This window comes from Pectobacterium zantedeschiae (genome assembly GCF_004137795.1).
In the GTDB taxonomy this organism is placed as follows: domain Bacteria; phylum Pseudomonadota; class Gammaproteobacteria; order Enterobacterales; family Enterobacteriaceae; genus Pectobacterium; species Pectobacterium zantedeschiae.
The window spans coordinates 2,142,636-2,168,803 of the sequence record NZ_NWTM01000001.1; the positions used below are offsets into that span (position 1 = coordinate 2,142,636).

Here is a 26,168-nt window from a genome sequence, read left to right on the forward strand (position 1 = left end):
GCAAAGGAGTTAGAACATGCAAATGCGTAAACTGGCATTATCACTGATTCTGCTTGGCACTGCCGCCAGTGCAGCCCAGGCTGAAGATCTGGCCGGTACATTGAAAAAGGTCAAAGATAATGGCGTGATCGTCATTGGCCACCGTGAATCATCCGTCCCTTTTTCTTACTACGATAATACGCAGAAAGTCGTCGGCTATTCTCAGGCCTACTCTGACAAAATTGTCGAAGCGATTAAGAAAAAACTGGATGCGCCTAACCTGCAGGTCAAACTACTTCCTATTACCTCTCAGAACCGCATCCCTCTGTTGCAAAACGGTACATTCGATTTGGAATGTGGTTCAACGACCAACAACCTGGAACGCCAGAAACAAGCCGCGTTCTCTAATACCATTTTCGTTGTCGGTACGCGCCTGTTAACCAAAAAAGATTCCGGCATCAAAGATTTCCCGGATTTGGCGGGTAAAACTGTCGTCGTGACCTCCGGTACAACCTCTGAAGTTCTGCTGAACAAGCTGAATGAAGAAAAACAAATGAAAATGCGCATCATCAGTGCAAAAGATCATGGTGACTCCTTCCGTACGCTGGAAAGCGGCCGTGCTGTAGCCTTTATGATGGATGATGCCTTATTGGCTGGCGAACGTGCGAAAGCGAAAAGCGCAGATCAATGGGACATCGTCGGTAAAGCACAGTCCGAAGAAGCCTACGGCTGTATGCTGCGCAAAGACGATCCACAATTCAAGAAACTGGTTGATGACACCATCGCCGAAGTACAAACCTCTGGCGAAGCCGAAAAATGGTTCGATCGCTGGTTCAAACAACCGATTCCACCAAAAGATCTTAACCTGAACTTTGCACTGTCAGACGAAATGAAAGCGCTGTTCAAAGCGCCAAATGACAAAGCACTAAACTAATTAATAATGAGAATAAGGGCAGAATCACTCTGCCCTCTGATTGCTGATTCGTGGCAGGACAGACAGGCATGTGATGGTCGTTCCCCATCACATGTTGCCCCGAGAAATTTCGATAAACAGGAAAATAAACAATACGCCTGTAGTTTGAAACTGAACGGGAATATGGCCGCTCATCAATCTTCAGGGTAGCTTCGCTACCCTTTTTTTACCGGAGTTCGTTATGTCAATAGATTGGAACTGGGGCATATTTCTACAAGCCGCCCCCTTCGGCAACACAACCTACCTCGGGTGGATTTTGTCCGGTCTGCAAGTCACCGTCACATTATCTATCTGTGCCTGGATTATCGCCTTCCTGATTGGTTCTTTATTTGGAATCCTGCGTACCGTCCCAAACCGTTTTGTTGCGGGTATTGGTACCTGCTACGTTGAGCTATTTCGCAACGTCCCATTGATTGTTCAGTTCTTTACCTGGTATTTGGTGGTTCCCGAACTTCTTCCCGCCAACATCGGTATGTGGTTTAAAGCCGAACTAGACCCGAATATTCAGTTCTTCCTGTCATCGATGATTTGTCTGGGGCTCTTCACCGCGGCGCGCGTTTGTGAACAAGTGCGAGCAGGCATTCAGTCATTACCACGTGGGCAGAAAGCCGCCGGGCTAGCGATGGGCCTGACGCTGCCACAAACCTACCGCTATGTGTTACTGCCTAATGCATATCGCGTGATCGTTCCGCCATTGACATCAGAGATGTTGAACCTGGTAAAAAACTCGGCTATCGCTTCCACAATTGGTCTGGTTGATATGGCAGCACAGGCGGGGAAACTACTGGACTATTCCGCCCACGCCTATGAATCCTTTACCGCTATCACGCTGGCGTACGTTGGCATCAACGCCATCATTATGTTGATCATGCAGGTCGTTGAGCGAAAAACCCGTTTGCCGGGCAATATGGGGAGCAAATAAATCATGTATGAATTTGACTGGAGCTCAATTGGGCCAAGCATGCCGTACCTGATTCAGGGAATGGTTGTCACACTCAAAATTACGCTGACAGCGGTAGTCTTCGGGATTGTCTGGGGGACGATTCTGGCTGTAATGCGTCTGTCGCCGATCAAACCTATCAGTTGGTTCGCCAAGCTTTATGTGAACCTGTTCCGCTCCGTGCCACTCGTCATGGTCCTGCTGTGGTTTTATCTGGTGGTTCCTAGCTTATTACAAAATGTGCTTGGTCTATCGCCGAAAACCGATATTCGACTGATTTCAGCTATGGTAGCCTTCTCGCTGTTCGAGGCGGCCTATTATTCAGAAATCATTCGTGCGGGTATCCTCAGCATATCGCGCGGTCAATCCTCCGCAGCGTTAGCATTAGGAATGACGCACTGGCAATCCATGAAACTGGTTATTCTACCGCAGGCGTTCCGCGCTATGGTGCCATTGCTGCTGACGCAGGGGATTGTTCTGTTTCAGGATACCTCACTGGTTTACGTACTCAGCCTCGCTGATTTCTTCCGTACCGCCTCAACCATCGGCGAGCGTGACGGAACACAAGTTGAAATGATCCTGTTTGCCGGGTTCATTTATTTTCTCTTCAGCATTACTGCCTCAATGCTGGTCAGTTACCTGAAAAAAAGGACGGTTTGATGATTTCCCTGAAAAATGTTTCTAAATGGTACGGCCAATTTCAGGTGCTAGCCGACTGCTCCACAGAAGTAAAAAAAGGTGAAGTCGTGGTCGTCTGCGGGCCTTCGGGCTCCGGTAAATCAACCCTGATCAAAACCGTAAACGGTCTGGAACCGATTCAAAAAGGTGAAATTACCGTCAATGGCACCGCTGTTAACGATAAAAAAACCAATCTGGCCCAGTTGCGTTCCAAAGTCGGGATGGTGTTCCAACACTTTGAACTGTTCCCGCATTTGTCGATTATCGAGAACCTGACGCTGGCGCAGGTAAAAGTGCTAAAGCGTAAACGTGAAGATGCCAAAGCCAAAGCACAGAAACTGCTAGAACGTGTTGGACTGGCAGCACACGCCAACAAGTACCCTGGGCAGCTTTCCGGTGGTCAGCAACAGCGTGTCGCCATTGCCCGTGCGCTGTGTATGGATCCTATCGCGATGTTATTTGACGAACCGACGTCCGCGCTCGATCCAGAGATGATCAATGAAGTACTGGACGTCATGGTTGAGTTAGCACAAGAAGGCATGACCATGATGGTTGTCACCCATGAAATGGGCTTTGCCCGTAAGGTGGCGCACCGTGTGATCTTTATGGATGAGGGAAAAATCGTTGAAGACACCCGCAAGGATGATTTCTTCAATAACCCACAGTCCGAACGTGCTAAAGACTTCTTGGCGAAAATCCTGCATTAATGCTCAGACCATTGAAAAACCTATTTACTGAATAAAAACGGGAGTAACGGAATAGAAGAGTAAAGCGTTTGCGCCAGGGACAAAACGTCAGGAACGTTTTTGAACGTCGCTCGCGACGGCTCTAAAAGGGTGAATCTCAGGGATGAGATTCATATCTGCGCAAGCCGAGCGTACAAGGATGTATTCACAGCGTCTTTATGATCTATCCGTTACTCTCGCTCTAAGGGCTTTGTCAGCGTGCCGCAAGGCACGCTGTCTCTATTTAGCGCGTCCAACAGCCCTACGGCTGAAACGGCTGGCGATGAAACAGGTCATGTGAGCATTTAGGGCAAAGAGGCAAAACTTCCGGCGTGTAGAACGCGATATGATGATGGCAGTTCTCGCAGACCAGATTACCTAATCCCACGACTTCACCACTGTGGTACACCCCGTGATGATTCACATCTTTAAAGAGCTCACGCCACTCCAACTGTGTTTTATCCGTAATATCCGCCAGCTCCTGCCACAGACTTTCCTTGATGACTCGCATAAAAACGCTATCGGTAAATTCATCCTGACTTTCGCTATAGCTTCGGCCAAACTCTTCCAGATCGCGCTGAACAGCCTGAATCACCTGCTCTATTTCTTTCTGCGTCAGTTCCGAGCTTTCCTGCAACGTTTTACGGGCGCTCAGCACCAGACTGTCGAGATCGCGTTCACCGTTGTTCAGCCGGGCCGTCACTGAAGCCATTAACTCGCGGTAATAGCGGGCTAGTTTATTCATGCTTCCTCCTGAATAAGCGGGTTGAAAGGTGATAAAGAACGAATATTCGCCGTCTGGCACACTAGGCCAAAAACCGATACGTTGCCTATCTCTCTCTATTTTAGATTATTTTCTCCACCTGTCTGAGGAATTGTCGCCAATTTGCGCAATCCCTCGCAGTATGTTGCTTATCGATCAGAAATATTCCTCAGTCGGGCGCTGGGTGTTGTTGCCCGCGCCGCTTACGGCTATGCTATGCGGATCTTTTGTTATGAATCAGAACAGGCTACTCACGTAGCGATTCTCCACTAAACAGGACCCCTGGCAGCCATGCAAGAGCAATACCGCCCAGAAGAGATAGAAGCGGACGTCCAGCTTCACTGGCAAGAGAAGCAGACATTTAAAGTCACCGAACAGCCTGGCAAGGAAAAATACTATTGCCTTTCCATGCTGCCATACCCTTCTGGTCGACTACATATGGGCCACGTCCGTAACTACACCATCGGCGACGTGATTTCCCGCTACCAGCGCATGCTGGGCAAAAACGTTCTGCAACCGATCGGTTGGGATGCGTTTGGCCTGCCAGCTGAAGGGGCCGCGGTCAAAAACAACACTGCGCCAGCACCCTGGACATACGCCAATATCGATTACATGAAAAACCAGCTCAAACTGCTGGGCTTTGGCTATGACTGGGATCGTGAAGTCGCGACCTGTAAACCAGACTACTACCGCTGGGAACAGTGGTTCTTCACCAAGCTGTATGAAAAAGGTCTGGTTTATAAAAAAACGTCCGCCGTTAACTGGTGCCCGAACGATCAGACCGTGCTGGCGAATGAACAGGTTATCGATGGCTGCTGCTGGCGCTGCGACACGAAAGTCGAACGCAAAGAAATTCCGCAGTGGTTTATCAAAATCACCGCTTATGCAGACCAACTGCTGAATGATTTAGATACGCTGGAAAGCTGGCCTGAGCAGGTCAAAACCATGCAGCGTAACTGGATCGGCCGCTCAGAAGGTGTGGAAATCATCTTTGATGTGGCGGACAGCGCAGAGAAGCTAAGTGTTTACACCACGCGCCCGGATACGTTTATGGGTGTGACCTACGTTGCTGTTGCAGCGGGCCACCCTCTCGCCGCACAGGCTGCCGCAACGAACCCAGCACTGGCTGATTTCATTGCAGAGTGCCGTAATACCAAAGTCGCCGAAGCTGATATGGCGACGATGGAGAAAAAAGGCATGGCGACCGGCTTGTATGCCATTCACCCACTGAATGGTGAAAAAGTCGCGATCTGGGTTGCTAACTTTGTCCTGATGGAATACGGCACAGGCGCTGTCATGGCCGTTCCGGGCCACGACCAACGCGACTGGGAATTCGCCACCAAATATGATCTGTCCATCAAGCCGGTTATTCTGAATACCGACGGCAGCGAGCCCGACCTGTCTGCTCAGGCGATGACAGAAAAAGGCTGCCTGTTCAACTCTGGTGAATTTGACGGCCTGGATTTCGAAGCTGGATTCAATGCCATTGCCGATAAGCTGGTAGAAAAAGGCATTGGCGAGCGTAAAGTCAACTATCGCCTGCGCGATTGGGGCGTATCCCGTCAGCGCTACTGGGGCGCCCCCATTCCAATGGTGACGCTGGAAGACGGTACCGTCATCCCGACGCCAGAAGATCAGTTGCCGGTAATCCTGCCGGAAGATGTTGTGATGGATGGCATCACCAGCCCGCTGAAATCTAACCCGGAATGGGCGAAGACAACCGTTAACGGTCAGCCAGCGCTGCGTGAGACCGACACATTCGACACCTTCATGGAATCTTCCTGGTACTACGCGCGCTATACCTGCCCGCAGTACGATCAAGGGATGCTGGATCCAGCTGCTGCCAATTACTGGCTGCCCGTTGACCAATATGTTGGCGGTATCGAACACGCCATCATGCACCTGATGTATTTCCGCTTCTTCCACAAGCTGATGCGTGACGCAGGCCTGGTGACCTCCGATGAACCAGCCAAACGCCTGCTGTGTCAGGGCATGGTGCTGGCAGATGCCTTCTACTATCTGGGTAATAACGGCGAGCGTATCTGGGTTTCCCCTACCGATGTTACCGTTGAGCGTGATGAGAAAGGTCGCATCGTCAAAGCCGTAGATAACGAAGGCCGTGACGTGGTTTACGCGGGCATGAGTAAAATGTCGAAGTCGAAAAACAACGGCATCGACCCGCAGGTTATGGTAGAGAAATACGGTGCGGATACCGTCCGTCTGTTCATGATGTTTGCTTCTCCGGCGGAAATGACGCTGGAATGGCAAGAATCCGGCGTAGAAGGGGCAAACCGCTTCCTGAAACGCGTTTGGAGACAAGCATTCGAACACACTGAGAAAGGTGCAGTAACGGCACTGAATGTCGCTACGCTGACCGAAGATCAGAAATCACTGCGCCGCGATCTGCACAAGACTATCGCCAAAGTGACCGATGATATCGGCCGTCGCCAGACCTTCAATACTGCGATCGCCGCCATCATGGAGCTGATGAACAAGCTGGCTAAAGCACCGCAGGAAAGCGATCAGGATCGCGCGCTAACGCAGGAAACGCTGCTGGCCGTCGTTCGCATGCTGTATCCATTCACTCCGCACGTCTGCTTTACACTGTGGCAGGCGCTGCAAGGCGAAGGTGATGTCGATACCGCACCATGGCCGATTGCGGATGAGAACGCGATGGTTGAAGACTCCAAGTTGGTTGTGGTTCAGGTTAACGGTAAAGTACGTGGTAAAATTACCGTAGCCGCTGACGCCAGCGAAGAACAGGTTCGCGAACGCGCTGCTCAGGAACCGTTGGTCGCGAAATATCTGGACGGCGTCACGGTTCGTAAAGTGATTTATGTCCCTGGCAAACTGCTTAACCTGGTTGTAGGTTAAGGCAAGGAGGAACTGTGCGACATCGTCTATTCACGTTGTTGCTGGGGCTGACGGTGTTAATCACCGCTGGCTGCGGTTTTCATCTGCGCGGCACGACACAAGTGCCTGCACAGTTACAAACACTGGTGCTCGACAGCAGTGACCCTTATGGCCCGCTAACACGCGCGGTACGTGAACAACTCCGTCTCAGCGATGTGAAAATCGTTGACGATGCGACGCGTCAGGATATTCCGTCTCTGCGGGTTCTGGGCTCAAGCGAAACGCGCGATACCGTCTCCATTTTTCAGGACGGTAAAACAGCGGAGTACCAGATGGTGCTGACATTGCAGGCGCAAGTGCTGATGCCGGGTGAAGATATTTATCCGCTCAGCGTGACGGTGTTCCGCACGTTCTTTGATAACCCGCTGGCTGCACTGGCGAAAGATGCCGAGCAAGACATCGTCCGTCAGGAAATGCGTGAGCAGGCTGCGCAGCAGTTGGTGCGTAAATTGCTGACCGTCAACGGTAGTCAGGAAGTCAAAAATCGGCTTCAGTCCACCGATTCAACGACTGCCGCCAAGCGTTCATGATTCGGCTTTACCCCGAACAACTCACCGCGCAACTCCATGAGGGGCTGCGCGGTTGTTATTTGGTCTTTGGTTCAGACCCGCTCTTGTTGCAGGAAAGCCTCGACAGTATTAAACGGGTCGCTCAACAGCACGAATTCAGCGAGCATTTCAGCTTCATTCTGGATCTTCATACTGACTGGGATGCGATTTTTGGCACCTGTCAGGCGCTCAGCCTGTTCGCTTCACGCCAATCGCTTCTGCTGGTCTTGCCGGAAAATGGCCCGAATGCGGCAATGAGCGAAAATCTGGTCAAGCTCGCTGCATTACTGCACCCCGATATTTTGCTGATTCTGCGTGGTCACAAGCTGACCAAAGCGCAAGAGAACAGTGCCTGGTTCAAAGCGTTGGCACAAGACAGCGCCTACATCAATTGCCTGACACCAGAACAAGCACGGCTCCCCCGCTGGGTTGCCCAGCGCGCCAAAGCCATGAAGTTGACGCTGGACGATCAGGCTACACAGCTCATTTGCTATTGCTATGAAGGCAACCTTCTGGCGCTGTCTCAGGCGTTAGAGCGGTTGGCGCTGCTTTATCCCGATGGCAAGCTGACCCTGCCGCGCGTAGAAAATGCGGTAAATGATGCCGCTCACTTCACGCCATTCCACTGGCTTGATGCCTTGCTGGCAGGCAAAAGCAAACGCGCCTGGCACATTTTGCAGCAGCTAAAACAGGAAGATTGTGAACCTGTCATTTTGCTGCGCACGCTACAACGGGAACTGCTGCAACTGTTGACACTGAAACGGCGTATGTCAAACACGTCGCTGCGCACATTATTCGATCAGCAAAAAGTGTGGCAAAACCGGCGTGATCTGCTTACTCAGGCATTACAACGGCTCTCTCTTCAACAGCTACAGCAAGCCGTACGGCTGCTGACGCAGGTGGAAATAACCTTAAAACAAGACTACGGTCAGTCAGTTTGGTCTGAACTTGAATCACTTGCCATGCTGCTGTGCGGCAAAGCCTTGCCGGAGGCATTCATCTGAATAGGTCATCCACTGCGCCCTCGTTGACCGCCTTTTTTGGTGGCACGTTCGATCCCATTCATTACGGTCATCTTAAACCGGTAACCGCGCTGGCAAAACTCGTGGGTCTGACTCAGGTTGTCCTGATGCCCAATAACGTTCCGCCTCACCGACAGCAGCCCGAAGCCAGTTCCCGACAGCGTTTCCATATGTCTGAACTGGCAGTCGAAGACAATCCACTCTTTACCGTGGACGATCGTGAACTGCAACGGCAAACCCCCTCCTACACTATTGATACACTTGAGGCGCTGCGAGCTGAAAAGGGTCATGATGCGCCGTTGGGCTTTATCATCGGGCAGGACTCGCTGCTAACACTACACCATTGGCACCGCTGGCAGGATCTGCTCGGCGTTTGTCATTTGCTCGTGTGTGCTCGTCCCGGCTATCGTTCAACGCTGGAAACACCCGAATTACAACAGTGGCTGAACGAGCATCTAACTCACGCGCCAGAAGATCTTCATCAGCAGCCGCATGGACGGATCTTCTTGGCAGACACACCATTGGTCACTATTTCCGCAACGGAAATTCGCCAGCGACGCCAACAAGGTCTGGACTGCCACGATTTATTACCTCCTGCTGTACTCAGTTACATCAACGAACACAGCCTGTACCGATAGCGCAGGTTTTCCCGCCCATCAGCCACGGGCTTTATACCACTCGGCAAAAGTGCGTGATATACTCCGCGGCTGGTTTCAATCACCGGGAAAAGCGGAAATTCTCGGCAATTACTCGGTGATTTACGTTTTTCCTAAACAATTCAGCGCCACACGCGTTCATCAGTTACTGACAGAACGCCATTGAGGGGGAACCTTTGCAAGGTCAAGCACTCCAAGACTTCGTTATTGATAAGGTCGATGACTTAAAAGCCCAGGATATCGTTGCACTCAACGTCCAGGGTAAATCCAGCATCACCGATTACATGGTTATCTGTACGGGTACCTCTACGCGTCATGTCGCGTCTATTGCCGATCACGTCGTACAATCCTCACGCGCTGCGGGCCTCATCCCACTCGGTGTAGAAGGTGAAAGTGCTGCGGATTGGGTTGTTGTCGATTTGGGTGACGTAATGGTTCATGTCATGCAAGAAGAAAGCCGCCAGCTATACGAACTGGAAAAGCTGTGGGGCTAGCATGAAACTGCAACTGGTCGCCGTTGGCACCAAAATGCCCGACTGGGTGCAGACTGGTTTCACCGATTATCTGCGGCGCTTCCCGAAAGACATGCCTTTCGAATTACTCGAAATTCCAGCGGGGAAGCGAGGTAAAAACGCCGATATCAAACGCATTCTGGAGCGCGAAGGCGAACAGATGCTAGCTGCGGTGGGCAAAGGCAACCGTATTGTTACGCTGGATATTCCAGGGACTCGTTGGGAGACGCCGCACTTGGCGCAACAGTTGGAGCGCTGGAAACAGGACGGGCGCGATGTCAGTCTGCTGATTGGCGGGCCTGAAGGGCTTTCGCCGGAATGCAAGGCAGCAGCAGAACAAAGCTGGTCACTCTCGCCATTAACGCTGCCACACCCGTTGGTTCGTGTACTGGTAGCGGAGAGCCTGTATCGTGCATGGAGCATTACGACTAATCACCCTTACCACCGGGAGTAAGGCGATACGATGAAACATGTGAAATAGCACTGGATGAAAGTAGAACGTAAACCCTTTCGTGATTATACGGCTGAGTCCGCCCTGTTCGTGCGCCGTGCTTTGGTGGCATTTCTGGGCATTTTGCTGCTTTCCGGTGTATTAGTCGCTAATCTTTATCATCTGCAAATTTTGCGTGTTGATGACTATCGCACGCGTTCCAACGAGAACCGCATTAAGCTGGTTCCTATCGCACCCAGTCGCGGCATCATCTATGACCGTAACGGCACACCGCTGGCGTTGAACCGCACCATCTATCAATTAGAACTGGTGCCCGACAAAGTCGACAACCTTAAAGATACGCTGGAAGCGTTGCGCCCCGTCGTCGATCTAACCGATAGCGATCTGGAAAACTTTGAAAAAGAACGCAAGCGATCACGCCGCTTTACCTCGATTCCGGTAAAAACCGGACTCGATGAGATTCAGGTTGCCCGTTTTGCCGTCAACCAATATCGCTTCCCCGGCGTAGAAGTTAAAGGCTATCAACGCCGCTATTATCCTTATGGTTCTGCTCTGACGCACGTCATTGGCTATGTTTCCAAAATCACCGATAAAGACGTAGAGCGGCTGACCAAAGAAGAAAAAATTGCTAATTACGCCGCCACGCGTGACATCGGTAAGCTGGGTATTGAACGCCATTATGAAGATCTGCTTCATGGCAAACCCGGCTATGAGGAAGTTGAAGTTAACAACCGTGGCCGTGTAATCCGCCAGCTCCACGAACAGCCACCGCAGGCAGGGCGTGATATTTATCTAACGCTGGACCTGAGCCTGCAAATCTACATCGAGAAACTGCTGGAAGGCAGTCGCGCCGCCGTAATTGTCACCGATCCACGCGATGGCGGTATTCTGGCGATGGTTTCTACGCCCAGCTACGACCCCAACCTGTTTGTCGACGGGATTTCCACCAAAAACTATGCAAAATTACAAAGCGATCCCGATCGTCCGTTGATCAATCGGGCAACACAAGGGATTTATCCCCCCGCTTCCACCGTTAAACCTTATATCGCGGTTTCCGCTCTGACCGCAGGCGTTATCACGACCAATACCAGCCTGTTCGATCCCGGCTGGTGGCAATTGCCCGGTTCCGAAAAACGCTTCCGCGACTGGAAAAAATGGGGACATGGTCGTCTTAACCTCACCAAATCTCTGGAAGAGTCTGCGGATACTTTCTTCTATCAGGTCGCTTATGACATGGGCATCGATCGTCTATCCGAATGGATGAACAAATTTGGTTACGGCGAGAGAACCGGTATCGATATTTCGGAAGAAAGCAAAGGCAATATGCCAACGCGCGAATGGAAATTAGGTCGCTTCAAAAAGCCATGGTATCAAGGAGATACCATTCCGGTTGGGATTGGCCAAGGCTATTGGACCGCAACGCCTATCCAGATGAATAAAGCCTTGGTTACGCTGATCAATGACGGCAAGGTCAAAACGCCGCATCTGCTTTATAGCTCGCGGGAAAATGGCACAATTGTGCCTTTCCGGCAGACAGAGAATCAGCAAATTGGCAACATCCACTCTGGCTATTGGGAAGTGGCGAAAGACGGGATGTATGGCGTAGCAAATCGGCCTAACGGTACCGCACACAAAAGTTTCGATGATGCCCCTTATAAGATTGCGGCAAAATCCGGTACAGCACAGGTCTTTGGCCTGAAAGAAAACGAAACCTATAATGCGCACAAGATCGCAGAACATCTGCGTGACCATAAATTAATGGTTGCGTTTGCCCCGTATAAAGACCCTAAAGTAGCGATGTCGATTATTCTGGAAAACGGTGGGGCTGGCCCGACCGTTGGCACCATCACCCGCCAGATCCTCGATCATATCCTGCTGGGTGATAACAATACCGATTTACCCAGTGCGCCCCCTGCGCCACCGGGTAGCGAGAGTGAGTAACAGACATACATGACCGATAGCCAACAAAAGGGATCGTTCTGGGCGAAAATCCACATCGATCTGCCGTTTCTTCTCTGCATCCTGGCACTGCTGGGCTATAGCCTATTTGTCTTGTGGAGTGCCAGCGGACAAGACGTCGGCATGATGGAGCGAAAAGTCGTTCAAATCGTGCTGGGGTTTACGGTGATGGTCGTGATGGCGCAAATTCCCCCTCGCGTGTATGAAGGTTGGGCCCCCTACCTCTACATTGTCTGCGTAATTTTGCTGCTCATCGTGGATATTTTTGGACAAATCAGTAAAGGCGCACAGCGCTGGTTGGATTTGGGTTTCATCCGTTTTCAGCCATCGGAAATTGCCAAGATCGCCGTACCGCTGATGGTAGCCCGCTTTATTAACCGTGATATGTGCCCACCGTCGTTAAAAAATACGGCGATCGCCCTGATTCTGATTTTTGTTCCTACGCTGCTGGTTGCCGCACAACCGGATTTAGGCACCTCAATTCTGATCGCTTTATCAGGACTATTTGTGCTTTTCCTGGCAGGTATGAGCTGGCGCTTGATTGGCGTCGCCGTACTGTTATTAGCCGCTTTTATTCCTATACTCTGGTTTTTCCTGATGCATGATTATCAGCGTGCCAGGGTAATGATGCTGCTCGATCCCGAAAGCGACCCGCTAGGGGCCGGATACCATATTATTCAGTCGAAAATTGCGATAGGCTCAGGTGGCCTGTCAGGAAAAGGTTGGTTGCATGGCACACAGTCTCAGTTAGAGTTTCTACCAGAGCGACACACTGACTTTATCTTTGCCGTGCTGGCTGAAGAGCTTGGTTTAATCGGCGTATTGATTCTACTCGCCATGTATCTGTTCATGATTATGCGCGGTCTGGTGATTGCCGCAAATGCGCAAACCTCGTTCGGTCGGGTTATGGTCGGCGGGCTGATGTTAATTCTGTTTTTCTATGTTTTCGTCAATATCGGGATGGTCAGCGGTATACTTCCCGTCGTTGGCGTGCCGTTACCGCTGATCAGTTACGGCGGGTCAGCGCTGGTCGTCTTAATGGCGGGGTTCGGTATCGTCATGTCGATACATACTCACCGCAAACTGCTATCTAAGAATTTATAACACGAGGTGAGCAATGCGTAAGGATTGGCTTTGGGTCGGCGTAGCAACTCTGGCGCTTGCGGCCTGTACCACAACGGAACAGCGGCAGCCTGCGCCGCCTGTCACTCAGGTTTACAGCGGCCCGACGGAAGAGATCGGCGGTGCAGAACCTCGTTATGAACCCTATAATCAGGGTACGCTGCAAGACTATAGCATCAAGGGCAAGAGCTATAAAATTGTCAAAGATCCGCAAAACTTTAGCGAAGCGGGTTTAGCAACATGGTACGGCGAAGAAGCCAGCGGTAACCGCACGTCAATAGGCGAAATTTTTGATCCTAACGCGATCACTGCGGCCCATCCGACGCTGCCGCTGCCAAGCTATGTCCGCGTCACCAACCTAAGTAACGGTCGCCGTCTGGTTGTGCGTGTTAACGACCGCGGGCCGTACACGCCGGGCAGAATCATCGACCTGTCGAAAGCTGCGGGCGATCGACTGAACATCTCTAACAATACCAAAGTAAAAGTAGATTTCATCAGCGTCGCGCCTGACGGTACGCTCTCCGGTCCGGGAACCGTAGGCACTACCGTTGCCAAACAAAGCTTCTCCCTGCCGGAACGCCCGAACTTCGGTGCTAGCGGATTGGGTACACCCATGATGGAAACAACCTCATCCACACCCAACAATGCCGTTCGTCCGATCAGCAATAGCAACCTGAGCACGCCAACAGAAAATACTCAGCAGCAAAGTAGCGCGCCTTCGCACAGCGGTGGCTTTTTAGGCGCGCCTTCAGCACTACGATCTGGCGTGGTTGAGTCCAATGTCGTGCCAACTGCAACACCATCCACTGCGCCAATGAACGTCGCGCCAGCTACCGCTGCTGTTGCCGCTCCCGCAGTAGCAGCTCCCTCCGCCACGGGTCGCTATGTGGTTCAGGTCGGTGCGTTGAGCGATCAGCAAAGAGCGCAAACCTGGCAGCGCAGCCTGAGTGAACGCTTCCGCGTGGCCGGTAAAGTCACAGCAAGTGGCGGACTGTACCGTATTCAACTGGGGCCATTCCAGAATCGTCAGCAAGCCGCTGAACTTCAACAACGTTTGTCAGTCGAAGCTCAGCAACAGTCGTTTATTACCGCCGCACCCGGCACGCTCTAGTCACGGATAATCGGCAGGCTCACGAAGTGAAAGCGGCGGCTATGGCATTGAACATACCGCCCTTTTGCAAAATCACGTAACGTAATGCCTGATGCCTGCCCTTTCCCCATCTGCTATAGTGTGGCTCGTTTTTTAACTTATACCCACGGATGTTGTTGTTCCAATCATGAATACTGTAAACACGTCTCGTTTTACTAAGCGTACTGCGCTTGGCGCACTACTCCTCGTTAGTGCCTCTTCCTTTGCCTATGCTGAAGATATCAATCTTAAAACGATGATCCCCGGCGTCCCGCAAATCGATGCCGAATCCTACATCCTGATTGATTACAACTCTGGGAAAGTGTTGGCGGAAATGAATGCCGACACGCGCCGCGATCCGGCCAGCTTAACGAAAATGATGACCAGCTACGTCATTGGTCAGGCGATTAAATCAGGAAAAATCAGCCCTAACGACATCGTCACCGTCGGTAAAGATGCGTGGGCAACCGGCAACCCGACCTTTCAGGGTTCTTCCCTGATGTTCCTGAAGCCAGGTGACCGTGTTCCTGTTTCCCAATTAAATCGTGGCATTATCCTGCAATCCGGTAACGACGCCTGTGTTGCGATGGCTGACTATGTTGCAGGCAGTCAGGATGCTTTCGTTAACCTGATGAACGGTTACGTGAAAGCGCTTGGGCTGCAAAATACCAATTTTGAAACCGTACACGGTCTGGATGCACCCGGCCAGTTCAGTTCAGCGCGCGATATGGCCTTAATTGGTCAGGCGTTAATCCGCGATGTTCCAGAAGAGTACGCGACTTACAAAGAGAAAGAGTTCACGTTCAACAACATTCGCCAGCCTAACCGCAACGGCTTGCTGTGGGATTCCAGCCTGAATGTTGACGGTATCAAAACGGGCCATACGTCATCAGCTGGCTTTAATCTGGTCGCCTCGGCAACAGAAGGTCAGATGCGTCTGATTTCAGCGGTACTGGGCGGACGTAATGCCAAAGGACGTGAATCAGAAAGTAAAAAACTGCTGACCTGGGGCTTCCGCTTCTTTGAAACCGTCGCACCGTTGAAAGCAGGCAAAGAATTCGCGTCTGAGCCGGTCTGGTTTGGCGACAGCGACCGCGTTGCGTTGGGCGTTGAGAAAGATGCCTATCTGACCATTCCGCGCGGCCGTATGAAAGATTTGAAAGCCAGCTATGTTCTGGACAACACCGAACTGCATGCGCCGTTAGCCAAAAATCAGGTTGTGGGTTCCATCAACTTCCAGTTGGATGGCAAAACTATCGATCAGCGCCCGCTGGTAGTTATGAACGAAGTGAAAGAAGGCGGAATTTTTGGCCGCATGATCGACTACATCAAACTGATGTTCCACCACTGGTTCGGCTAACCCCCTTGTCTGGGGCCAAAACGTCCCCATATAGGTAGTATCCTTAACTCCCGCAAAAACGCGGGAGTTATGTTTTTTAGTATAATGTAATGACATCGTGCTAATACCGTCGGAATTACCCCGACGTATTACCCTCTCTGGAGCGCAAATGAAAACCAAATTAAACGAACTGCTTGAATTCCCTTGCGTTTTTACTTACAAGGTCATGGGTGAGGCAAAACCGGAGTTAGTCGATCTGGTCGTTGAAGTGGTACAGCGTCATGCGCCTGGCGACTACACTCCACAGATCAAACCCAGCAGCAAAGGGAACTATCACTCGGTTTCCATCACCATCACGGCGACTCACATTGAGCAGGTGGAAACGCTGTACGAAGAACTGGGCAACATCGACATCGTGCGTATGGTGCTGTAAGAAGAACAGGCGGGAAAATGGGCGAGTGCAGCATGGTTTTGTGACCATAGCTTTACACACATAGCTTTATGACACATAGTTTTGTGCCGTATAGCGCTGCGTAATTTTGCATAGTGCTGTTCGCTGAGGCTTCCCGCCGTTATAATCCCCCCACCTTTCCTTAACCTGAAGATGACACACTTGCTACAGGATAAGATCATCGTACGTCAATTCGACGTGCAACCGTATGAACCCGTCTCTCTGGCGATGCATAACTTCACCGACCGACGTGATGATAGAACCCCAGATGAAATCTGGTTGGTTCAGCATCCTCGCGTATTCACACAGGGTCAGGCGGGCAAAGCCGAACATGTACTTATGCCCGGTGATATTCCCGTGATTCAGAGCGACAGAGGCGGCCAGGTGACCTACCATGGCCCCGGCCAGCAGGTTATGTACGTGTTGATTGACCTTAAGCGTCGCAAGCTCGGCGTTCGCCAGCTGGTTACTGCGATTGAAAATACCGTGATTGGCACACTGGCACACTTCCAGATTGAAGCTCATGCGCGCCCTGATGCACCCGGTGTCTACGTGGGTGAGCGTAAAATTTGTTCGCTAGGGCTGCGTATTCGTAAAGGTTGCTCTTTCCACGGGCTGGCGCTCAATATCGCCATGGATCTTTCTCCTTTCCTGCGTATCAACCCCTGTGGTTACGCCGGTATGGAAATGACGCAGGTAAGCGATCTCGTGCCAGGCATCACGTTGGATGACACCTCACCGGTGCTGGTGAAGACCTTTTTGCAGTTAGTCGGCTATTCCGCACCCGAATATATTCCGTGGAACCTGGACGTTCAGGGTGAGCCGCTTTCTGCTTAACCTGTTTCATTCTGTCAATAAAAATCAGCCAGTTGGACGCTCGCTTTTTGATAAATTACATTTTATTCACATAATTTCTTCATTTTGATCGTGCAAAAGCTGATTGTGATTAGGCAAGATGATATAATTTTTATAGTTTTTTAAAAAAAGTTTAACAAAAAACATAATCCTTTGAATTTGAAAAACAAATTTAAAGAAACGATTCAGAACTGGAACTTACGCAAACATGAGTAAACCGATTCAGATCGAACGCGGTGTCAAATACCGCGATGCCGATAAGATGGCCCTAATTCCGGTACGTACCGTCGTTACCGAACGCCAAGAGCTTCTGCGCAAACCTGAATGGATGAAGATTAAACTTCCGGCGGATTCGAGCCGTATTCAGGGAATCAAAGCGGCAATGCGCAAAAATGGGTTGCACTCAGTTTGCGAAGAAGCGTCCTGTCCGAATCTGGCCGAGTGTTTCAACCACGGTACGGCCACCTTCATGATTCTGGGTGCCATTTGTACGCGTCGCTGCCCGTTCTGTGACGTTGCCCACGGCCGCCCGCTTACGCCGGACGCCAATGAGCCAGAGAAGCTGGCACAAACAATCCATGACATGGGCTTACGCTATGTCGTGATCACCTCCGTTGACCGTGATGACCTGCGCGACGGTGGAGCACAACACTTTGCGGATTGTATTAGCGCTATCCGCCGCAAGAACCCACATATTCGGATCGAAACGCTGGTGCCAGACTTCCGTGGCCGTATGGATCGCGCGTTGGAAATCTTGACCGCTACGCCACCAGATGTATTCAACCACAATCTGGAAAACGTACCGCGCGTTTACCGCCAGGTCCGCCCTGGTGCGAACTATGAATGGTCGCTGAAGCTGCTGGAAAACTTCAAGAACGCGCACCCTGACATCCCGACCAAATCTGGTCTGATGGTTGGATTAGGGGAAACCAATGCTGAAATCGTGGAAGTCATGCGCGACCTGCGCCGCCACGGTGTGACAATGCTGACGCTGGGACAATATTTACAGCCGAGCCGCCACCACCTGCCGGTACAGCGCTATGTCAGTCCAGATGAGTTCGATGAGATGAAAGCCGAAGCGATGGCGATGGGCTTTACCCATGCGGCCTGCGGCCCGTTTGTTCGCTCGTCTTACCATGCCGACCTACAGGCAAAGGGCATCGAAGTAAAATAAGCACTCATACATTTTTACACATTTTTTGTGTGGAATAAAAAACGGACGGCAATTGCTGTCCGTTTTGTTATGTGAAGTGCGATCAGGATTCTTTACGAGATGAATCATTCAGCGCTGCCGTGTCATCCGTTTTTGCCGGTTGCTCGTCATTCATCGCCTTCTTGAAACCTTTAATCGCCGCACCCAAATCGCCACCTAAGCTACGAAGTTTATTCGTACCGAACAGCAGAATGATTAATGCGCCAATCACCAATAGTTTGGCAATACTGATACCTTCCATACAAACCTACCTGATTTACAGAGGCTGGAGACGCCAGCGAACGAGAACACGTACTTGTCGAATAATGGTTGTCAAAAAACAGGGTTGTCGAAAAAATTTTTTGCATCCTATGTCCTCTATGTAAAACCTTACGCCGCACGACACAATTGCTATCTGTAACAAAGTAAGACGCCGCTTTCGCACATATTCAGATCGCTTTACAACTTTCCCCTCTGCATCACTACAAAAATCCCATCTGACGGCGTAAACTTTCCCTACTAAAGTGGAGATGACATTCCTCCCTACCCTAGCGCCACCAAAAACGCTGGTAGCCTGAAGTACAGGGTACAACCGCCACTCGGCTAATGATGTCTACGTCCACCTCGCAGAGAGGGCGTAGTGTCCTGCCCAATACTCTCCGAGATCGCAAAAAGCAATCTGTGCAAAGTAATCCAAAAAGGTTTCTATGTTTAGTACATTACTCGCGGTATTTATTGGTGGCGGAGTCGGCAGCGTGGCGCGCTGGCAGTTGGGAGTTAAGTTTAACAACCTGTATCCAACGTTACCGCTGGGCACTTTGCTTGCCAACTTGATTGGGGCTTTCGTTATTGGCGGCGCGTTAGCCTTCTTCCTGCGCCATCCCCATCTCGATCAGGACTGGAAAATATTAATTACTACCGGGCTGTGCGGCGGCTTAACGACGTTTTCGACCTTTTCCGCAGAAGTTGTCATGTTTCTGCAAAGCGGACAGTTGGCTGCGGCGGGATTACATGTGCTGTTGAATTTGGCGGGCTCATTACTTATGACCGCATTGGCGTTTGCGTTGGTCACTTGGGTAACAACACACTGATATAACGTAGAAAATGAGGCAAAAAAAACCCGCCATTGGCGGGTTTTTCACGAAATCGGTATAATTAAATAGCGTTAACGTTAGCAGCAGAAGGACCTTTGGCACCGTCAGTGATTTCGAACTCTACACGCTGACCTTCAGCCAGAGTTTTGAAACCATTGCTCTGGATGGCAGAGAAGTGTACGAACACGTCTTTGCTACCATCTTCTGGAGTAATGAAACCGAAGCCTTTGGACTCATTAAACCACTTAACACTACCTTTAATCTTAGACATCAAACTTACCTTTACATGAATGAAAGACACAAAATCTGTGTCAGGTACAGTACAACAATAGATTGACCTTTTGTCCAGTTGAAGTTGGATAAAAAGTGATAAAAGTCGCTAAAAATGTATACCGAACGACTTCGCTGCCCTATTTTAACCGAATGCAGAATACAGGGAGTTCAGTTCTGGTCGATTCATCACTTTTTACGATATCAAAGGAAGGTGCCATGGTAAGCAAAACGCTGGGTCTGATCGGGGGCATGAGTTGGGAATCCACGATCCCGTATTACCGCATTATCAACGAATATGTAAAAAACCAACTTGGTGGCCTGCACTCCGCCAAAATCATCCTTCACAGTGTCGATTTTCACGAGATCGAACAATTGCAGTCACAAGGTGATTGGGAACAGGCAGCGGCCGTACTAAGCAATATCGCCGTAGGATTACGCCAGGCGGGGGCAGACGCTATCGTTATCTGTACCAACACCATGCATAAAGTCGCTGATGACGTTGAACGCACCTGTCAGCTTCCCCTTTTGCATATTGCCGATGCTACCGGCGCCAGTCTGAAACAGCACCGATTGAAGAAAGTTGGTTTGCTCGGCACCCGCTACACGATGGAGCAGGATTTCTATCGCCAGCGCATTCAGGAACGATTTGGCGTGGACGTAATTGTTCCTGACCATGAGGGGAAAGAATTAGTTAATCGCATCATTTACGATGAATTGTGTCTGGGGAACATTAACGACACATCACGGCAGGTCTATCGGGATATAATCCAACAACTTGAACAGCAAGGTGCGGAAGGCATCATTCTGGGGTGTACAGAAATTCCGCTATTAATCAGTGCAGGAGATGCGACGGTTCCTCTCTTTGATACCAGTTACCTTCACGCCATCGCTGCCGCGAAATTTGCGCTTAATATGTCTTAATCCGTTGTAATAGCACACCCATATAAAATAAACAGTATCACTCGGCTACCACGAATATAGGTGCCGAGTGATATATTCATTAGCACTGACTACGCGTCAAGCAATTCCCACTACTGCGGTTAATCTTTAAGGGCTATTGTCCCTTTCAGATGCGTAAAGGAGTAATCCTTCGCCGCAATATTGGTATAAACCGTACCGGTATTCCAATCTTGTACATGAACCACATTCGACCCCGTATGTGGCTCATTCCAATAGACCATGAACACGTTTTTGCTCACCTCAATCGGGAGGTACTCCACCGTATCCGTAACGCCTTTAAAAGCTCCTGATGTACCAATAAATGACATCGTATGATTATCTTTAAAGGTCAACTCAAAGACCGTATCACCGAAGTGAATTTCAGCCTTGCTGCCGATTGGTGGATAAGGCGATGTAACATGCCAAGGCAGTTCACCGGTAAACACTTTCGCACCAAATTCAAGCGATTCTTTGCCCGGTAAATCAGGATAAGCCTTTTCCAACTCAGCAATGATGCCCGATGCATCTTTATTCGTGGATGCCGCAACCTTATAATCAGACAGGTATTTTCTGACAAAACCCAAAATGGCAGGCGAGAAATCACTTTTCACGTAATGACCGGGAATCACTTTCTCCGGTTTCAACGATCGCATATCGTCAATCACGTTAATCCAGCGATCGATATCTTTAGCTGTTGACGTATCTGCCATCCACAGATGCCCGCCTTCACTCACAGGAATTCCCCCTAGCACCGTTTTAAGTGATGGAACCCATAGATAGCTATGTGCGGAATCACCTTTGACTTGTCTGATATAAATATTTTCTCCATCAATAACCAGCTTATTCGTCGTCACAGCCTCTGGAACATAGAGTTTTTCTGGCGCATCGGATCCGAGTTTTTCTTTCCAAACCTCTAATTTAGTATCTTTGGATGCAGAAATAAGATAAGCCGTCTGTGCAGTAGACACTACCTGTGCTTTAGGGAAGGCTTTCTTGATTTCATCCAAGCCGAAATAATAATCTGGGTCGCTATGAGAAATATAGATATATTTCAAATCCCTTCCAGAAGCATTGACAATATCAATAACCTCTTTGGCGTATTTCTTTTGAAACTGTGCATCAACAAGCACTGCATCACGATCGCCATAAATCAGCGTAGAAGAGACAGGGAATATCGCATCTGAACCTGGATTGAATGTCGTTAAGTTAAGTGAACTGGCAAAAACATTAGCAGAGATCGCCATTGCGGCAATAAATGTCGCGCTATTTATTTTTTTCATCATAGATCATCCTTTTTATATAATAGATTATCAAATACCCCTAATTATCTTTACGCCCACACGAATGCATCTCACGCATTGAGTTGTTCAACACAACGAGAAAAAAAATAGGCATCAATAAATAGAAAGAAAATGATATTTAGATAAGTGGATAAATCACCATTTTCTTAATTTATTTAAACGACCCTCCAGTCATATAAAAATAAAATAAAGATATAACCTAACATTGAACAGATGGGGTTCGACCCCCACCTATTTACTGTTAGCCGGAATATAGCAAGTATAGTGACGACATAATTAACGAAGGGCTTCTTGAACCTTCTCACTATCCACATACTGCTCCATTTTCACGATCTTGCCATCTTGAAGATGATATAAATGCGCAAACGTTGCCGTCATGGATTTACCTGTTTTAAGATAAGTACCAGAATACACACCAAATGCAGCAACACGATCGCCATCAGCCAGGTAAGTATGTACTTTGGCCTGATAGTCTTTCCACTCCGTACCTAACCGATGAAATACCCCCTCAACAATCTGCTGAGGCCCGACATAAGTACCGGCATAGGGAAAGCCAGCCGCCTCTGTCCATGTTGCATCTGCTGCCAAGACAGCAAGCAGATTTTTACCATTCTCTGCGGATGACCCTTCATAGGTCGCTTTAATAATATCCAAATTTGTTGGCATAATCCTTAACCCCACTTTATCTCGCCGGTTGCTACTTTCGCGCCAATCTGCAGTGCAACATCCAATTTAGCATCGGGATAACGCGCGGTTAATGCAGCAATCAATGCCGTGCTGTCAGAAGATCGAGCCAACTCTTCTTCAAAAGCCAGGAGGTAATCACGCGTGTGGCGAATCGCGGCAACATCGATCGGTGCGTCTAATGCCACGTGTCCCGGTACAACGACTTTAGGGTCACGGGCAATGATTGCATCCAGATTTTTCACCCACGCTTTACGTGCTTCTGGCGTAGCAGTATCAGCAGTCCATACATGCAGTCCTGAGAAAATCAGCACGCCGCCAAACACAGCACCAAGCGATGGAACCCAGAGATAGCGGCGGTTAGTCAACCCTTCAGCATCCACGATCTGGATCTCATGGCCTTCCAGAGTCAGTGCGCTGCCATCAAATACATCGGGTAAAACAATATCTGCCAGATTCTGTGGGCCATTTTCTTTAAGTTGTGGACCCCATACCGCTAATTTTTTCTCAACGTTTCCTTTTATCGCTTCAACAGTAGATGACGCCGCAATCACTTTTGCGTTCGGATAAGCAGCTTTAATCGGCCCCAGGCTGAAATAATAGTCTGGATCGCTTTGGCTGATGTAAATTGTGCTCAATGTTTTGCCGGATGCTTGAATCGCCTCAACAATAGTTTGACCATCAGATAACGTAAAACCACCATCAATAAGGATGGCTTCATTTTCACCGAAAAGTAAAACTGGCGCACGGAAAAAGCCATGTTCACCCGCTGGAAAATGCTGCCAACTCAGATTATTTTTTATCTCTGTATGAACTGTCATATGAATCCCCTTTATATTGTCTTATATACATTACATAATTCTATTTTTAGACAGGCGATAAAAGAATGAAAAATTCGTCGACAACGAATTGATCAGTCAGCGCACATGCCACTTGAAATATCACGGATATATACATTACTAATAAATAATAGATGGTACTTATCGTGAATAATAATCACGATATCAACTAAGCATTGTTAATTTCCTGAATAAAATCCTGGCTGTTTGAAAAAACCTTACCTGTAGGCAATATACGACGTTCTTTACCGTCATCCAGAATAAAATTAGGTACACCCTGTGCCCCAAATTCTTGCATCAAAAGCCGCGCATAATTGATACGAGACTGATTCGCCTGTAAAAGCGCATTATCCGGTTGTGCGATTAGGTTAGCCGCCTCATGCAGACCACGTTGTTCTAACCACCCCGCCAGCATTTCTCTGCTTGTGACATTATTTCCGTCAATATAACGAGCATGTTGAATCGCTTTTAACGCTTCTAACTCATGTTCTGGAGCCGTCAATGACACAGCAGTAAGCGCTACCGTCGCCGGACCACTATCAAAAGCCTGAGATTGGTCACTCAGTACCTGCTGACGGTAGTTTTCAGTAAAACGTTGTCCAGTCAGGCGAGCGATACGCTGATCGTTACTCCAGGCATACTGAGCAAAATCGTCATCCATTAAACGAGCGCCCTGACCTGAAAAAAGCCCTGTCGGCATAAGCTGAAGCGTCACATCTGGCAGTTGTGAGGCTGCTGTTACTGTTGAAGACGCGCCATAGCACCATCCACATAAGGGGTCGAACAAATACGTTAAAACCTTAGCCATAGCATTTTCTTCTTTCGTCAAGGAACTCTGCCCGTTGATTGGATGAAGAACATGCTACGCAAAAGTCATTGACAGATAAATATGAACGCTATAAACACATTGTATGGAAAAAGCATACAATAAAGATCGGATAAACTCGGTCGTTTTATCCAACCTCAATCGTCTGGCCTATTTCACTGCGGTAGTCGAAACATCGTCATTTACTGCGGCAGCCGAGCGGTTGGGTATTACAAAAGCAGTGGTCAGCCAGCAAGTTGCAAAACTTGAGGATGAATTGCGCACAACGCTATTAATCCGCAGCACACGCCGTGTCCGCACGACGGAAGCAGGACAGGCATTTTATTATCGCTGTGTATTGATTTTGAAAGATGCAGAGGATGCCTTTAGCGAACTGGCTGAACGCATCAGTGAGCCCTCAGGAACACTACGACTCACCGCCCCATTGGATTACGGGATTAATGTCGTCGTCCCAACGATTACCGAATTCTCCAGGCAATTTAGCCAGTGCAAAGTTGAAGCATCGTTTAGCGACAAAACGATGGATGTGATGTCCGAAAATACGAATACAGATGTGGCAATACGCGTAGGTTGGCTCACAGAACAGCATTTACAGGCACGGAAAATAGGTCATTTTCGGCAAGTGCTAGTAGCATCAGGGCATGACAATCCCAGCATTCGTGAGCTTACTGAGCCACAGGAGATTATCTCCCTACCTTTTATCGCGAATACGGCCCTACGCGAACATTCTCTCTGGACATTCTCGCAAAATGAGCTTGAGCGGCAAACCATACGTCTTCACCCATCCATCTTGCTTGACGCCACATTGGCTGTGAAAGAAGCCGTTCTCGACGGAGCGGGGCTTGCCATATTACCGGATTTTACCATTGCGGATGAACTTGCCTCAGGTCGGCTCATTCAGGTACTTCCACAATGGAATTTACCGATTGGATATATTTATGCGGTATTTCCTACCGCACGTTTTCGTCCAGCAAAAGTTAAAGCCTTCATTGAGCTGCTCACACGCCGAATCACCCCAACGCCCTAAGCACACAGAGACGCAAAGTCAGCCAACGCAGCATAAGTTCATAGCGCGATAGCTGCACTTTGAGGATCTCTTCCTCTTTTTAACGCCTTGCCGATCATGACAGCACCACTAAGAAAATCATGAGAATAAAAATAAATTATTGAATTTTATTGATATTATAAATCATGGTTAATATTTAATAATACCCTCTTTTATTTACTCAGGTTTCCCCTTTTTGCATAAAAAAAAGCAGCATTGAGAGACTCAATACTGCTTATTCATATGATTTTATTCCTGGTATGCAATGACTATCGGTACTTATCGTTATTATTTGCGTAACATTGCTTCAATAAAATCTTTCCAAGTACTCACTTCTGCTTCTACCATGCGAACCTCTTGGTGATTAACGGCGGCATATTATACGCACACTTTTTAATCAGGTAAAAGGGTTATGAAAGTATAAAAAGTGTACTCCCGCTCATTTCTGCAATGTAGTTCACAGTAGATCTCCCCGCCTTTTTTCGGCATGCTGGGCTATCGCACGATGGGGCCCAATCAGGCCGCGCTGTACTCCACAGCAATCGTCACGCAACTCAATAAGCAGAAAGGATTTTACCCCTATGGCGCTGACCATGTACGGCATTAAAAACTGTGACACCATAAAGAAAGCGCGCCGCTGGCTGGAAGATCAACAAGTGGCGTATCGCTTTCATGATTACCGTGCCGACGGTCTGGATGAACAGCTGTTGCAGCGTTTTATCGACCAACTGGGGGTTCAGGCCTTGCTCAATACGCGTGGAACAACCTGGCGTAAGCTCAGCGAAGAACAGCGTGAATTAATCAACAGTAGTACCCGCGACAGCGCAGAGGCCGCCAAAAACCTTATGCTGGAACAACCAGCAGTCATTAAACGGCCATTGTTGATTGCCGATGGCGGTAACGCACTGCTTGGGTTTAGTATCGACAGCTACCAGAAATTTATTGCGGAGAACCAATAAC

General features: G+C 49.3%; 29 protein-coding genes and 1 riboswitch. Of the genes, 21 read left to right on the forward strand and 8 right to left on the reverse strand.

The features are described 5' to 3' along the window. Nucleotides 1–16: 16 nt before the first annotated feature. The 4 genes from CLR69_RS09780 (at nt 17) to CLR69_RS09795 (ending at nt 3,277) form a co-directional block, all read left to right on the forward strand. Nucleotides 17–913 carry an amino acid ABC transporter substrate-binding protein gene (locus tag CLR69_RS09780; protein ID WP_129712530.1) on the forward strand — a complete coding sequence of 299 codons (897 nt, stop codon included), beginning with the start codon at nt 17–19 and terminating at the stop codon, nt 911–913. Nucleotides 914–1,133: 220 nt separating this feature from the next. Beyond that, entirely contained in the window at nt 1,134–1,874 is a 741-nt protein-coding gene (locus tag CLR69_RS09785; protein ID WP_129703563.1) for an amino acid ABC transporter permease, read from the forward strand. Nucleotides 1,875–1,877: 3 nt separating this feature from the next. Continuing rightward, the gene (gltK, locus tag CLR69_RS09790) at nt 1,878–2,552 is read left to right on the forward strand and encodes a glutamate/aspartate ABC transporter permease GltK (RefSeq protein WP_129703561.1); all 675 of its coding nucleotides are present in this window, start codon (nt 1,878–1,880) and stop codon (nt 2,550–2,552) included. Next, nucleotides 2,552–3,277: an amino acid ABC transporter ATP-binding protein gene (locus tag CLR69_RS09795; RefSeq protein WP_005976306.1), complete on the forward strand. Its 726-nt coding sequence runs from the start codon at nt 2,552–2,554 to the stop codon at nt 3,275–3,277. The genes gltK and CLR69_RS09795 overlap by 1 nt, the downstream gene beginning before the upstream one ends. A 280-nt stretch (nt 3,278–3,557) precedes the next feature. Here the strand turns inward: CLR69_RS09795 and CLR69_RS09800 are convergent, their stop codons facing one another. Further along, entirely contained in the window at nt 3,558–4,040 is a 483-nt protein-coding gene (locus CLR69_RS09800) for a zinc ribbon-containing protein (protein ID WP_129712531.1), read from the reverse strand. A gap of 309 nt (nt 4,041–4,349) precedes the next feature. Here CLR69_RS09800 and leuS point away from each other — a divergent pair, with 309 nt between their 5' ends. From leuS to lipA, 13 genes are all read left to right on the forward strand, one after another. Continuing rightward, on the forward strand, nt 4,350–6,932 hold the full coding sequence (gene leuS / locus CLR69_RS09805) for a leucine--tRNA ligase (protein WP_129712532.1): 2,583 nt from the start codon (nt 4,350–4,352) through the stop codon (nt 6,930–6,932). Nucleotides 6,933–6,946: 14 nt separating this feature from the next. Continuing rightward, nucleotides 6,947–7,501, forward strand: a complete 555-nt coding sequence (lptE, locus tag CLR69_RS09810; RefSeq protein ID WP_129712533.1) for an LPS assembly lipoprotein LptE — start codon at nt 6,947–6,949, stop codon at nt 7,499–7,501. Further along, complete coding sequence (gene holA / locus CLR69_RS09815) at nt 7,498–8,523, forward strand: DNA polymerase III subunit delta (RefSeq protein WP_129712534.1); 1,026 nt, start codon at nt 7,498–7,500, stop codon at nt 8,521–8,523. Before lptE ends, holA begins: the two co-directional genes overlap by 4 nt. Then, nucleotides 8,490–9,179: a nicotinate-nucleotide adenylyltransferase gene (nadD, locus tag CLR69_RS09820; protein WP_129712535.1), complete on the forward strand. Its 690-nt coding sequence runs from the start codon at nt 8,490–8,492 to the stop codon at nt 9,177–9,179. The genes holA and nadD overlap by 34 nt, the downstream gene beginning before the upstream one ends. A gap of 194 nt (nt 9,180–9,373) precedes the next feature. Further along, on the forward strand, nt 9,374–9,691 hold the full coding sequence (gene rsfS / locus CLR69_RS09825; RefSeq protein ID WP_010284049.1) for a ribosome silencing factor: 318 nt from the start codon (nt 9,374–9,376) through the stop codon (nt 9,689–9,691). A 1-nt stretch (nt 9,692) separates the two neighbouring features. Next, nucleotides 9,693–10,163 carry a 23S rRNA (pseudouridine(1915)-N(3))-methyltransferase RlmH gene (gene rlmH / locus CLR69_RS09830; protein WP_011092891.1) on the forward strand — a complete coding sequence of 157 codons (471 nt, stop codon included), beginning with the start codon at nt 9,693–9,695 and terminating at the stop codon, nt 10,161–10,163. A 33-nt stretch (nt 10,164–10,196) separates the two neighbouring features. Beyond that, on the forward strand, nt 10,197–12,101 hold the full coding sequence (gene mrdA, locus CLR69_RS09835) for a peptidoglycan DD-transpeptidase MrdA (RefSeq protein ID WP_129703549.1): 1,905 nt from the start codon (nt 10,197–10,199) through the stop codon (nt 12,099–12,101). Nucleotides 12,102–12,110: 9 nt separating this feature from the next. Next, nucleotides 12,111–13,223, forward strand: a complete 1,113-nt coding sequence (gene mrdB, locus CLR69_RS09840) for a peptidoglycan glycosyltransferase MrdB (RefSeq protein ID WP_129703547.1) — start codon at nt 12,111–12,113, stop codon at nt 13,221–13,223. A gap of 13 nt (nt 13,224–13,236) precedes the next feature. Further along, nucleotides 13,237–14,352 (forward strand): endolytic peptidoglycan transglycosylase RlpA, encoded by a 1,116-nt coding sequence (gene rlpA, locus CLR69_RS09845; protein ID WP_129712536.1) that lies wholly within the window; start codon nt 13,237–13,239, stop codon nt 14,350–14,352. A 166-nt stretch (nt 14,353–14,518) separates the two neighbouring features. Then, entirely contained in the window at nt 14,519–15,730 is a 1,212-nt protein-coding gene (gene dacA, locus CLR69_RS09850) for a D-alanyl-D-alanine carboxypeptidase DacA (protein ID WP_129703543.1), read from the forward strand. A gap of 148 nt (nt 15,731–15,878) precedes the next feature. Next, nucleotides 15,879–16,142 carry a DUF493 family protein YbeD gene (ybeD, locus tag CLR69_RS09855; protein WP_005976281.1) on the forward strand — a complete coding sequence of 88 codons (264 nt, stop codon included), beginning with the start codon at nt 15,879–15,881 and terminating at the stop codon, nt 16,140–16,142. Nucleotides 16,143–16,313: 171 nt separating this feature from the next. After that, the gene (gene lipB / locus CLR69_RS09860) at nt 16,314–16,997 is read left to right on the forward strand and encodes a lipoyl(octanoyl) transferase LipB (protein ID WP_197730542.1); all 684 of its coding nucleotides are present in this window, start codon (nt 16,314–16,316) and stop codon (nt 16,995–16,997) included. Nucleotides 16,998–17,223: 226 nt separating this feature from the next. Further along, a complete protein-coding gene (gene lipA, locus CLR69_RS09865; RefSeq protein ID WP_039301956.1) occupies nt 17,224–18,189 on the forward strand; it encodes a lipoyl synthase in 966 nt (321 codons plus the stop codon). Between the two features lie 82 nt (nt 18,190–18,271). Here lipA and tatA read toward each other — a convergent pair whose 3' ends face one another. Next, a complete protein-coding gene (tatA, locus tag CLR69_RS09870) occupies nt 18,272–18,469 on the reverse strand; it encodes a Sec-independent protein translocase subunit TatA (protein ID WP_129703541.1) in 198 nt (65 codons plus the stop codon). A gap of 255 nt (nt 18,470–18,724) precedes the next feature. After that, a riboswitch (Fluoride riboswitch) is annotated at nt 18,725–18,830 on the forward strand. Between the two features lie 84 nt (nt 18,831–18,914). Between tatA and crcB the strand changes: the two genes are divergently transcribed. Then, nucleotides 18,915–19,298, forward strand: a complete 384-nt coding sequence (gene crcB / locus CLR69_RS09875) for a fluoride efflux transporter CrcB (RefSeq protein ID WP_095994005.1) — start codon at nt 18,915–18,917, stop codon at nt 19,296–19,298. A 64-nt stretch (nt 19,299–19,362) separates the two neighbouring features. Here crcB and cspE read toward each other — a convergent pair whose 3' ends face one another. After that, nucleotides 19,363–19,572 (reverse strand): transcription antiterminator/RNA stability regulator CspE, encoded by a 210-nt coding sequence (gene cspE / locus CLR69_RS09880; protein ID WP_005976270.1) that lies wholly within the window; start codon nt 19,570–19,572, stop codon nt 19,363–19,365. Nucleotides 19,573–19,790: 218 nt separating this feature from the next. Between cspE and CLR69_RS09885 the strand changes: the two genes are divergently transcribed. Further along, entirely contained in the window at nt 19,791–20,495 is a 705-nt protein-coding gene (locus tag CLR69_RS09885) for an aspartate/glutamate racemase family protein (protein WP_129712538.1), read from the forward strand. Nucleotides 20,496–20,614: 119 nt separating this feature from the next. Here CLR69_RS09885 and CLR69_RS09890 read toward each other — a convergent pair whose 3' ends face one another. The 4 genes from CLR69_RS09890 to CLR69_RS09905 all read right to left on the reverse strand — a co-directional run bounded on the left by CLR69_RS09890 (nt 20,615) and on the right by CLR69_RS09905 (nt 24,166). After that, nucleotides 20,615–21,796, reverse strand: coding sequence for an MBL fold metallo-hydrolase (locus CLR69_RS09890; RefSeq protein ID WP_197730543.1), 1,182 nt, complete (start codon nt 21,794–21,796; stop codon nt 20,615–20,617). A gap of 294 nt (nt 21,797–22,090) precedes the next feature. Further along, a complete protein-coding gene (locus tag CLR69_RS09895) occupies nt 22,091–22,480 on the reverse strand; it encodes a nuclear transport factor 2 family protein (protein ID WP_129703535.1) in 390 nt (129 codons plus the stop codon). Nucleotides 22,481–22,485: 5 nt separating this feature from the next. Further along, complete coding sequence (locus CLR69_RS09900) at nt 22,486–23,319, reverse strand: MBL fold metallo-hydrolase (RefSeq protein ID WP_129712539.1); 834 nt, start codon at nt 23,317–23,319, stop codon at nt 22,486–22,488. 187 nt (nt 23,320–23,506) lie between these two features. Then, on the reverse strand, nt 23,507–24,166 hold the full coding sequence (locus CLR69_RS09905) for a DsbA family protein (RefSeq protein WP_197730544.1): 660 nt from the start codon (nt 24,164–24,166) through the stop codon (nt 23,507–23,509). 82 nt (nt 24,167–24,248) lie between these two features. Between CLR69_RS09905 and CLR69_RS09910 the strand changes: the two genes are divergently transcribed. Then, nucleotides 24,249–25,190: a LysR family transcriptional regulator gene (locus CLR69_RS09910; protein WP_129712540.1), complete on the forward strand. Its 942-nt coding sequence runs from the start codon at nt 24,249–24,251 to the stop codon at nt 25,188–25,190. A gap of 306 nt (nt 25,191–25,496) precedes the next feature. Here the strand turns inward: CLR69_RS09910 and ypfM are convergent, their stop codons facing one another. After that, the gene (gene ypfM / locus CLR69_RS23405) at nt 25,497–25,556 is read right to left on the reverse strand and encodes a protein YpfM (RefSeq protein ID WP_143485675.1); all 60 of its coding nucleotides are present in this window, start codon (nt 25,554–25,556) and stop codon (nt 25,497–25,499) included. Between the two features lie 233 nt (nt 25,557–25,789). Here ypfM and CLR69_RS09915 point away from each other — a divergent pair, with 233 nt between their 5' ends. Next, nucleotides 25,790–26,167 carry an ArsC family reductase gene (locus CLR69_RS09915; RefSeq protein ID WP_129712541.1) on the forward strand — a complete coding sequence of 126 codons (378 nt, stop codon included), beginning with the start codon at nt 25,790–25,792 and terminating at the stop codon, nt 26,165–26,167. Nucleotide 26,168: the final 1 nt, after the last annotated feature.